The organism is Streptomyces sp. TRM64462 (assembly GCF_013362995.1).
In the GTDB taxonomy this organism is placed as follows: Bacteria; Actinomycetota; Actinomycetes; order Streptomycetales; family Streptomycetaceae; genus Streptomyces.
The window spans coordinates 1-10290 of record NZ_JABWDV010000022.1; the positions used below are offsets into that span (position 1 = coordinate 1).

The 10290-nt window shown below is 70.4% G+C and carries 6 protein-coding genes; 4 read left to right on the top strand and 2 right to left on the bottom strand.

The genetic code is table 11. The features are described 5' to 3' along the window. From HTZ82_RS01000 to HTZ82_RS01010, 3 genes are all read left to right on the top strand, one after another. Positions 1 to 549: hypothetical protein (locus HTZ82_RS01000; protein WP_217623541.1), on the top strand; the 549-nt coding region annotated here is incomplete at its 5' end. Positions 550 to 647: 98 nt separating this feature from the next. After that, the gene (locus HTZ82_RS01005) at positions 648 to 1307 is read left to right on the top strand and encodes a DUF1326 domain-containing protein (protein WP_175407322.1); all 660 of its coding nucleotides are present in this window, start codon (positions 648 to 650) and stop codon (positions 1305 to 1307) included. 87 nt (positions 1308 to 1394) lie between these two features. Further along, positions 1395 to 1949, top strand: a complete 555-nt coding sequence (locus tag HTZ82_RS01010; RefSeq protein ID WP_175407323.1) for a DUF4291 domain-containing protein — start codon at positions 1395 to 1397, stop codon at positions 1947 to 1949. Between the two features lie 152 nt (positions 1950 to 2101). Here HTZ82_RS01010 and HTZ82_RS01015 read toward each other — a convergent pair whose 3' ends face one another. Next, positions 2102 to 4915: an aconitate hydratase gene (locus tag HTZ82_RS01015; protein ID WP_309235259.1), complete on the bottom strand. Its 2814-nt coding sequence runs from the start codon at positions 4913 to 4915 to the stop codon at positions 2102 to 2104. A 486-nt stretch (positions 4916 to 5401) separates the two neighbouring features. On the opposite strand from HTZ82_RS01015, the gene HTZ82_RS01020 reads away from it, so the two are divergent. After that, complete coding sequence (locus HTZ82_RS01020) at positions 5402 to 6931, top strand: UDP-N-acetylglucosamine 1-carboxyvinyltransferase (protein ID WP_175407325.1); 1530 nt, start codon at positions 5402 to 5404, stop codon at positions 6929 to 6931. Between the two features lie 88 nt (positions 6932 to 7019). Here the strand turns inward: HTZ82_RS01020 and HTZ82_RS01025 are convergent. Continuing rightward, positions 7020 to 10290, bottom strand: a 3271-nt coding sequence (locus HTZ82_RS01025; RefSeq protein WP_175407326.1) for a DEAD/DEAH box helicase, incomplete at its 5' end; no start/stop codon positions are given.

Genomic DNA, 10290 nt, shown 5'->3' on the forward strand with positions numbered 1-10290 from the left:
GACCGGCGGGCGGCAGGGTGCTGCCGTGGCGGGATGAGCGACGGAGAGCAGAGCGGCAGCGCGCGGCTTCAGGCGTCGGCGCGGGGCTGGCACACGATCCAGCTCGCCGTGCTCGGATTCGTGGGCCTGTGCGGTGTCCTGAAGAGCGGCGAGTCGGCGGCGCCCCGGGGTCTGGAGGCGGCGGCCGGGGTGCTGCTGCTGGTGGCGCTCGCGGTGGCGTGCTGCGCCACCTACCTGGTGGGGCGTGCCGCCTGGCCGCCGACCGGGCGCGAGGTGGACGTGGTGCGGGACGGGCGACGGCTGCGGCGCGGGCTGTGGCTGACGTTCGCGGCGGTGGTGCTGGTCGCCGTCGCGACGGCGTCCGAGTGGTGGCCGGCGGAGGACGCGGACCGGGGCGGATTGGTCCGCGTGACCACGTCGGCGGGCACGGCGTGCGGGACGCTGGAAGCGGGCGGCGAGGGCGTGGTGCGGCTGCGCGTCGAGGGGCGGAGCTTCCACGTCCCGATGCACCGCGTCGCGGAACTGGCACCGGCGGCGCGCTGCCCGTAGGACGTGAGCCGCAAGGGTGTCCGGTCGCGTCTCTGGCGCCTAGGCTGGAAATGAGCGACCGCAGCAGGCCGTGTCCACCTGACCGAGGAGGACAGGCGATGACTGAACAGACCACTCCCACGAGCCCGCGCTGGCATCTGACCGGCGACTGGTTCGACACCTGCAAGTGCTCCATTCCGTGCCCCTGTACGTTCGCGCAGCCCCCGTCCGAGGGCGACTGCGAAGGCGTCCTGGTGTGGCACATCCGCGAGGGCCGGTACGGGGACGTCCGGCTGGACGACCTGAACGTCCTGATGCTCGGGTCGTTCGTCGGCAATGTCTGGGCGGGGACGCACACCGATCCGTACGCGGCCGTGTTCCTCGACGAACGTGCCGACGACAAGCAGCGCGACGCGCTCGGCGCGATCTTCGGCGGTGCGGCGGGCGGCTGGCCGCAGCAGTTCGGCGAGACGTTCGGGGCCGAGATGCGCGGCATGGACGTCGCGCCCATCCACGTCGAGATCGACGACGACCTCGGCACGTGGAGCGCCGAGATCCCGGGCCGGGTCACCGCCCGCGCCGAGGCCCTCACGGGCCCGACCACGCCGGAGGGCGCGCGGGTCCAGGTCCACAACGCGCCCGGCGCGGAGGTCGGTCCCGGCCAGGTCGCCACGTGGGGCCGTGCCACCACCGACCGCGCGGACGCGTTCGGCTTCACCTGGGACCGCGGCGGCAAGTCCAGCAAGCACTTCCCGTTCGACTGGAGCGGCCCCGACTGAGGAACGTACGGACACGCCGAGGCCCACGCCCCGGGCCCGGACAAATTCGATGGCCCGTTCGCCGTCGACGGTGTCGACTTGTGCGCCATGGAAGAGCCACACCGTCGTATCCGCGCCCGCCACACCGCGTCCACCGTCACCGTCTACCAGGCCTACGGGCCGCACATCGGGCTGCCCGCCGCCCGGGACGGGCGGTTCCCGGCCGTCTGGAAGCGGGACCGGATGACATGGGTCAAGCCGTCGTTCCTGTGGATGATGTACCGCTGCGGATGGGCCACGAGGGAGGGCCAGGAGACCGTCCTGGCCGTCGAGATCAGCCGCGAGGGCTTCGAGTGGGCGCTGCGCCACGCGTGCTTGTCGCACTACGCGCCGGGCCTGCACGCCGACCGGGCCGCGTGGCGGCGGGAGCTGCGGCACGCCCCGGCGCGGGTGCAGTGGGACCCGGAGCGTGATCTGAGGCTCCAGCCGCTGCCGTACCGGTCCTTGCAACTGGGCCTGTCGGGTGAGGCGGCGTGGCGGTACGCGGACGAGTGGACCGTGGCGATACGCGACGTCACGCCGCTCGCGCACGAGGTGTGTGCGCTGGTGCGCGCCGGTGAAGCGGACGCCGCGCGGCGGCTGCTGCCGGTCGAGGAGCCGTAACCCTTCCCCGCCGACGACGGTCCCTCGGCCGAGGCGGCCGCGCGCATCGGGCTCCGCTGACATGCGGCTCACATGCGGCTGACATGCGGGGAGGGCCGCACCCCGTACGGAAACGGGGTGCGGCCCTCGGCCGTTCGGCTCCTGGCGCGGTGTCAGCCGCGGATCAGGTTGCGCAGCACGTACTGCATGATGCCGCCGTTGCGGTAGTAGTCGGCCTCACCAGGGGTGTCGATGCGGACGACCGCGTCGAACTCGACGCCCGTGTCGGTGGTGACCTTGACCGTGCGCGGCGTGCGGCCCTCGTTCAGCTCGGTGACGCCGGAGAAGGAGAAGGTCTCCTCACCGGTGAGGCCGAGGGACTCGGCGGACTGGCCCTCCGGGAACTGGAGCGGCAGGACGCCCATGCCGATGAGGTTCGAGCGGTGGATGCGCTCGTACGACTCGGCGATGACGGCCTTGACGCCGAGGAGCGCGGTGCCCTTGGCCGCCCAGTCGCGGGACGAGCCGGAGCCGTACTCCTTGCCGGCCAGGACGACCAGCGGGATGCCCGCGGCCTGGTAGTTCTGGGAGGCGTCGTAGATGAAGGAGACCGGGGCTCCCCCTTCACCTTCGGCGGCCCGGGTGAAGTCGCGGGTGTAGCCGCCTTCGGTGCCCGGCGCGATCTGGTTGCGCAGGCGGATGTTGGCGAACGTGCCGCGGATCATGACCTCGTGGTTGCCGCGGCGCGAGCCGTAGCTGTTGAAGTCGCGGCGCTCGACGCCGTGCTCCGTGAGGTACTTGCCGGCCGGGGTGTCGGCCTTGATGGCGCCGGCGGGCGAGATGTGGTCCGTCGTCACCGAGTCGCCGAGCTTGGCGAGGACGCGGGCGCCGGAGATGTCGGAGACCGGCTCCGGGTCCATGCCCATGCCCTCGAAGTAGGGGGGCTTGCGGACGTACGTCGACTCCGGGTCCCACTCGAAGGTGTTGCCGGTCGGGATCGGCAGCGCCTGCCACTGCGCGTCGCCCGCGAAGACGTCCTGGTAGGACTTGGAGAACATGTCCTCGCCGATGGCGTTGGCGACGACGTCGTTCACCTCGGCCTCGGACGGCCAGATGTCCTTCAGGTACACCGGGTTGCCCTCGGTGTCGGTGCCCAGGGCGTCCTTGGTGATGTCCACCTTCATGGAGCCCGCGAGGGCGTAGGCGACGACCAGCGGCGGGGACGCCAGGTAGTTCATCTTGACGTCCGGGTTGATCCGGCCCTCGAAGTTGCGGTTGCCGGACAGCACCGAGGTGACGGCCAGGTCGTGCTCGTTGACCGCCTTGGAGACCTCCTCCGGCAGCGGGCCGGAGTTGCCGATGCAGGTGGTGCAGCCGTAGCCGACGAGGTTGAAGCCGACCTTGTCGAGGTACGGGGTGAGGCCCGCCTTGTCGAAGTAGTCGGTGACGACCTTGGAGCCAGGGGCGAGCGTGGTCTTGACCCACGGCTTGCGGGTCAGGCCCTTCTCGACGGCCTTCTTCGCCACGAGCGCGGCGGCGACCATGACGTACGGGTTCGAGGTGTTGGTGCAGGACGTGATGGCCGCGACCGTGACGGCGCCGTGGTCGATCTCGTACGTGGAGCCGTCGGGGGCCGTGACGGTGACCGGGCGGGACGGACCAGGGCCGGGCACCACGGCGGAGTGCTGCGGGGCGCCCGCGCCGTTCTCCTCGTGGGCGTAGGCAGGCGCGTCGCTGGCCGGGAAGGACTCGGCGCTGGCCTCGTCCACCGGGGACTCAGCGGCCGCGGCGGGCTCCTCGTGCGGGCCCTCGACGTAGGCGAGCACGTCGCTGTTGAACTGCTGGGCGGCGTTGGCGAGGACGATACGGTCCTGCGGGCGCTTCGGGCCGGCGATGGAGGGGACGACCGTGGAGAGGTCCAGCTCCAGCTTCTCCGAGAAGTCGGGCTCGGCGGACGGGTCCAGCCAGAGGCCCTGCTCCTTGGCGTACGCCTCGACGAGCGCGACCTGCTGCTCGGAGCGGCCGGTGAGCTTGAGGTAGTTCAGGGTCTCGCCGTCGATCGGGAAGATCGCGGCGGTGGAGCCGAACTCCGGCGACATGTTGCCGATGGTGGCGCGGTTGGCGAGGGAGGTGGCGGCGACGCCCTCACCGTAGAACTCGACGAACTTGCCGACGACACCGTGCTTGCGGAGCATCTCGGTGATGGTCAGCACGAGGTCGGTGGCGGTGGTGCCGGTGGGCAGCTCGCCGGTCAGCTTGAAGCCGACGACGCGCGGGATGAGCATGGAGACCGGCTGGCCGAGCATGGCGGCCTCGGCCTCGATGCCGCCGACGCCCCAGCCGAGCACGCCGAGGCCGTTGACCATGGTGGTGTGCGAGTCGGTGCCGACGAGGGTGTCGGGGTACGCCTGGCCGTTACGGACCATGACGGTACGGGCCAGGTGCTCGATGTTCACCTGGTGGACGATGCCGGTGCCGGGCGGGACGACCTTGAACTCGTCGAACGCGGTCTGGCCCCAGCGCAGGAACTGGTAGCGCTCCTTGTTGCGGCCGTACTCCAGCTCGACGTTCTGCGCGAAGGAGTCGCGGGTGCCGAACTTGTCGGCGATGACGGAGTGGTCGATGACCAGCTCGGCCGGGGCCAGCGGGTTGATCTTCGACGGGTCGCCGCCGAGCTCCTTGACGGCCTCGCGCATGGTGGCGAGGTCCACGACACACGGCACACCGGTGAAGTCCTGCATGATCACGCGGGCCGGGGTGAACTGGATCTCCTGGCTGGGCTGGGCCTGCGAGTCCCAGTCGCCGAGGGCCCGGATGTGGTCGGCGGTGATGTTCGCGCCGTCCTCGGTGCGGAGCAGGTTCTCCAGCAGGACCTTGAGGCTGTACGGGAGGCGGGCCGAGCCCTCCACCTTGTCCAGCCGGAAGATCTCGTACGACTCGTCGCCCACGCGCAGCGTGCTGCGGGCGTCGAAGCTGTTCGCCGACACGACAGTCTCCTTCATCAATGTGCGCGTTCAACCGCATCCTGCCGCCACGGCTTCTCGCCGATCCGCTAAGGTAAGGCTTAGTTAGGTGACCCTTACCCACACGGGCGACCGCGGTGCGTCGTCAGCAGATATCTCGATGTCGAGATAACTCTAGTACATCACCGCGGTTCGGTCATGCGCGGGCCCGGCGATCGGGCGTGTGTCCCGCCCGGACGCGCGACGCGACCGCGCGGGCGGCGCGGGCTGTGCACGCGCCCGCCGACACGGGGGCCGGGGACGCGCGCAGTCTGCGGACTGTCCGATCTGGACCTTTTCGCAAGGAATGCACTGGACATGGTGTATCCGGGGGATAGACAGGGAACCTGACTGTTTGTCGGCCGACCGCCCGCGGTACCCCTCCAGAACTGGCGTATGGTCGACGGGACATCACCCGAACAGCCCACCCCACCGCGAGCGACATCTCATATCTGAGATAACCTGCCGCACATGGCAGACGACTACCTCGTACGCATCGGCAGGCTCATCCGTGACGCCCGCCAGCACCGCGGCTGGACACAGACGCAGCTCGCCGACGCGCTGGCCACTAGCCAAAGCGCCGTCAACCGCATCGAGCGCGGGAACCAGAACATCAGCCTTGAGATGATCGCCCGTATCGGTGAGGCGCTCGACAGTGAGATCGTGTCGCTCGGCTACGCCGGCCCGATGCACCTCCGGGTGGTCGGCGGGCGCCGCCTCTCCGGCTCGATCGACGTCAAGACGAGCAAGAACGCCTGCGTCGCCCTGCTGTGCGGCTCACTGCTGAACAAGGGCCGTACGGTCCTGCGCCGGGTCGCCCGGATCGAAGAGGTCTACCGGCTCCTCGAAGTCCTCAACTCCATCGGTGTCCGCACCCGCTGGATCAACGGCGGCACGGACCTGGAGATCGTCCCGCCGGCCGAGCTCGACATGGAGGCCATCGACGCGGACGCGGCCCGCCGCACCCGGTCGATCATCATGTTCCTGGGCCCGCTGCTGCACCGTATGCGGTCCTTCAAACTCCCGTACGCGGGCGGCTGCGACCTCGGTACGCGCACCATCGAACCGCACATGATCGCGCTGCGCAGGTTCGGCCTCGACATCACCGCGACCGAGGGGCTGTACCACGCCGAGATCGACCCGGACGTCACGCCCGGCCGCCCCATCGTGCTGACCGAGCGCGGCGACACCGTGACCGAGAACGCGCTGCTCGCCGCCGCCCGCCACGACGGCGTCACCGTCATCCGCAACGCCTCGTCCAACTACATGGTCCAGGACCTGTGCTTCTTCCTGGAGGCCCTGGGCGTACGGGTCGACGGCATCGGCACGACCACGCTCACCGTCCACGGCGTCCCGCACATCGACGTGGACGTCGACTACTCGCCGTCCGAGGACCCGGTCGAGGCGATGAGCCTGCTGGCCGCGGCCGTCGTCACCGAGTCCGAGCTGACGATCCGTCGCGTCCCCATCGAGTTCCTGGAGATCGAGCTCGCCGTCCTGGAGGAGATGGGCCTCGACCACGACCGCTCCTCCGAGTACACCGCCGACAACGGCCGCACCCGCCTGGTGGACCTGACCGTGCGCCCCTCCAAGCTGGAGGCGCCCATCGACAAGATCCACCCCATGCCGTTCCCCGGCCTGAACATCGACAACGTCCCGTTCTTCGCGGCGATCGCGGCCTCCGCCCAGGGCCAGACCCTCATCCACGACTGGGTCTACGACAACCGCGCCATCTACCTCACGGACCTCAACCGCCTCGGCGGCCGCCTCCAGCTCCTGGACCCGCACCGCGTCCTGGTCGAGGGCCCCACGCGCTGGCGCGCCGCCGAGATGATGTGCCCGCCGGCACTCCGCCCGGCGGTGGTCGTCCTGCTGGCCATGATGGCCGCCGAGGGCACATCGGTGCTGCGCAACGTGTACGTCATCAACCGCGGCTACGAGGACCTCGCGGAGCGGCTCAACTCGGTGGGCGCGCAGATCGAGATCTTCCGCGACATCTGACCGGCGAGTCCTTCCGCCGCACCCCCTCCCGGCCTGCAATGACGTGGGGTCGGGAGGGGGTGCGTGCGCTGCCGGCGGAGCCCGGTGGTCAGCCCTCGGGGGCCGGGGGCGCGAACACCGCCTGGGACAGGGGCAGGGACCAGTCGCTCGCCCCCATGCTGGACGAGCGGATGTTCGACAGTTCGGTGATGACATCCGTGCCGGACACCTGCACCAGCGTCTTCACCAGGCGGGCCAGGACGGACAGCATGTGGTCGGGCTCCAGGAACCTGGCCAGCGAGCCCTGGGCCTCCAGGGCCTCCTGCACCCCCATCCGCCGGTCGCGGACCACGACCAGGCACCGGTGGTTCGCGATCTCCCGCGCCATGGTGCCGGTCAGCGGGGACAGCGGCACCCGTACGGTCACCCGCTCGTCGGCGCCCTCGCAGGTCCAGTGCGCCACGGCGTAGTCCCCCTGGGACTCGGGCCGCGTGGTCTCGGCTCCCAGGCAGCGGGCCGTCCAGCAGAGCTTCTCCAGGTAGTCGAGGGCCCCCGTGGCGGCCTCCAGCTCCGCCGAGATGTCGTCGAACGTCTCGCCGTCGCCGTTGGGTACGAGCTGCTGGCCCAGCTCCCAGGCGATGCGCTCCCGCTGCTGCTGTTCCTGCGACACCCGGTTGTCGATGATGCGCCGTGCCTCTTCCCGTTCGGCGTCGGTCAGCCCCTCGCGCAGGGGCTCCATGTCGACCAGGTCCGACAGCACCGACGGCGGCTCCTTGTCGGCCAGCTTCGCCAGCCGCTCGCGGTGCAGCGCCGGAATCCGCATCTTCGCCACCAGCGCGAGCCAGCTCGGCAGACCGGCCTCCACACGCTGGGCGATCAGCTGCATACGGCCCGAGTGGTCGACGCCGTCGGCGGTGACGCTGATGTCCGCCGCCGCACGGATGTACCCGGCGACCTGCTCGCACAGTTGCTCCACGTCCGAGTAGAACAGCTTGAGCGAAGGGGACTTGTCGTACCCCCGGTCGGGATCCTCGTGCGACTTGATGACACGGGAGAACCGCCGCTGCATCTCGGAGAACGGCACACCGTGCAGCCACTCGTACGCGACCACCGCCCGGAGCAGCGCGTTCACCTCGTCCGTCGAGGCGTACTCCTCGTCGCTGTCGAGCAGTTCCCGCAGTTCCCTGGAGACCACCTTGCTCGGTGTCCGCAGAAGACGTTCGGGAAGGGGTTCCTTCCCCTGGAAGGCGACGAACTGCGCACAGTCCGTGCGCCGTGTCCCGTCCTCCGCGCAGTGCGCCATGGCCATGGTGAGGACGGTGCCCCTCAGGGAGGGCTGATGGCGACTGCTGCTTCCCGTCGGCAGCGCCACCCACGCCGTCACCTGACGGATGGAGCGCGCCCGGAACGCGTGCCACAGCAGGTCGATGGTGCCGGCGTCACTCCGTGCGAGCGCGGCGAGCCGCTCCAGGTCCGGCGCGTCGTCCAGCTCCAGCCCGGAGCGGCCCACGGCCTGTCCGAGGCCGGTGAGCGCCAGTTCCTCCGACGCCTTCCGCGGGCCGCCCTGGCTGATGACCGTGGTGACCAACTGCCGGTCCTCCAGCTCCTCCAGGACGCGTTCGGGCGCCGGGAGCTGCGCGCCCGGCTCGAAGCTGATCAGCAGATTGTCCAGGATCTCCCGCACCCTCCGGAACCAGCTGTCGCGGTCCCGCCTGCGGCCGTCCTGGCACAGCACCTGCAGCACCAGGCCGCTGATCGCGACCGGGTCCCGGAACTGCGACGTGACGGTCAGCGACCGGGACTTGCTGGCGACGAACCGCCGGTACACGCCGTCGACGCTGGCGAGTTCCTTGATCTCGTCGTTGGTCAGCCCGTCGATCCGCTGCAGTTCCCGCTCCGACGGTACGAGGATGTAGAACTTGCCGCGCCGGGTCGTGGTCTTGCCCCGGCGCCCCGCGCGTCCGCCCTTGTTGTCGAGGTCGGAGGGCTGGAGGATCTGCCGGCTGCGCTCCGACCCGGAACCGGTGACACCGGTGATGCTGGTCGCGATGACGGTGTCCGCGGGGAGATTGAGCCCCACGGCCAGCGTGTCCGTGGCCACCAGCACCCGCAGCAGTCCGTCGTCGGAGCGGAACTCCTCCTCCAGCAGCCGGCGCAGGGGCGGGGCCAGGGCGGCCGAGTGGGAGGCGACTCCGGTGCGCAGCCCGCGGGTCACCTCCTTGTGTTCCGGGATGTCGGAGTTGCGGAGCCTCCAGTACAGGTTGCCCTCGTCGTCCCGGGCGGCGGACGACTCGCTCTTGAACCGTCCGTTCCGCCACGGCGACCCCGCCTGGGGCCGGTTCAGGGCCGCGTCCAGGACCTTCTGGATCGCCATGGCGAGCTGATCGGCGGCGGTCCGCGTCGGCACGAAGCAGATGATCCGGCGGCTGCCGTTCTCCTTGAGGATGCCGACGACCAGGCTGGCGGCGAGCTCCGCCGTGGAGAGCTGCCCCTGGAGCTTGTTGAGCCCGGACATGGCCTGGGGATAGCTCGTGCGCAGCGCGGGGAGCGCGTGCTGCTCCCGGATCGGGGCCTCCGGCTGCTGCTCGCCGGGCATGCTCAGCAGATGCGCGTCCCGCTGCAGCAGCCAGGTCCGCCGGTCGACGACATAGCTGTCCAGCGGCACGGGGCGGTCGTTGGTGCTCGGGGTGTAGATCGTACGGCCCGTGCCGAGCCACTTCTTCAGGATCGCCCCCGCCTCCGGGGTGAGCGCCGCGGAGAGCCCGAGCAGCGCGGGACGCTGCTCCGGCGGGAGCATCTTGATCAGCGTGAGCAGCGCTTCCAGCTTGGCCGCGCGCTCGCTGCTCTCGGCCAGCATCTGCAGCTCGTCGACGACCAGGAGCCCGCTCCTGCCGAGCGGCCCCATGCCGTTGACCAGGTACACGCCGAGCTTCTCGTAGATGGCCACCGCCACGTCGTAGTTGCCGCGGCCGACCGGGCGGTCGCTCTCCGGGTAGTCACGCGACACGCCGTACACGCGCAGGTTCTGCAGCCGCTCGTCGTCGGCGTACCAGCTCCGCCACTCGGCCTCCTCCTGCGCGACGAGCGCCTTGGTCGGCAGCAGCATCATGGCGGTCTGGTTGCCGTTCAGGGCCATGGTCATCCCCACCCGGGCGACCGTCGTCTTGCCGCTGTTGGTCACCGCGTACACCAGGGCGACGCCCCGTTCGTCGATGATCTTCCGGCAGGTGAGCACCAGCTCCCGCTGGAACGCGTTCAGGTCCTCCCACGGGCCGAGCTTCCCCTTCCACAGGTCGAGGAACCCCTCCCGGCGGTCGGGGCGGGTGGACTTGGGCAGCAGTTCGGCGTAGCCGTGGGCGTCGGGGAGCGGGCTCGGGCGG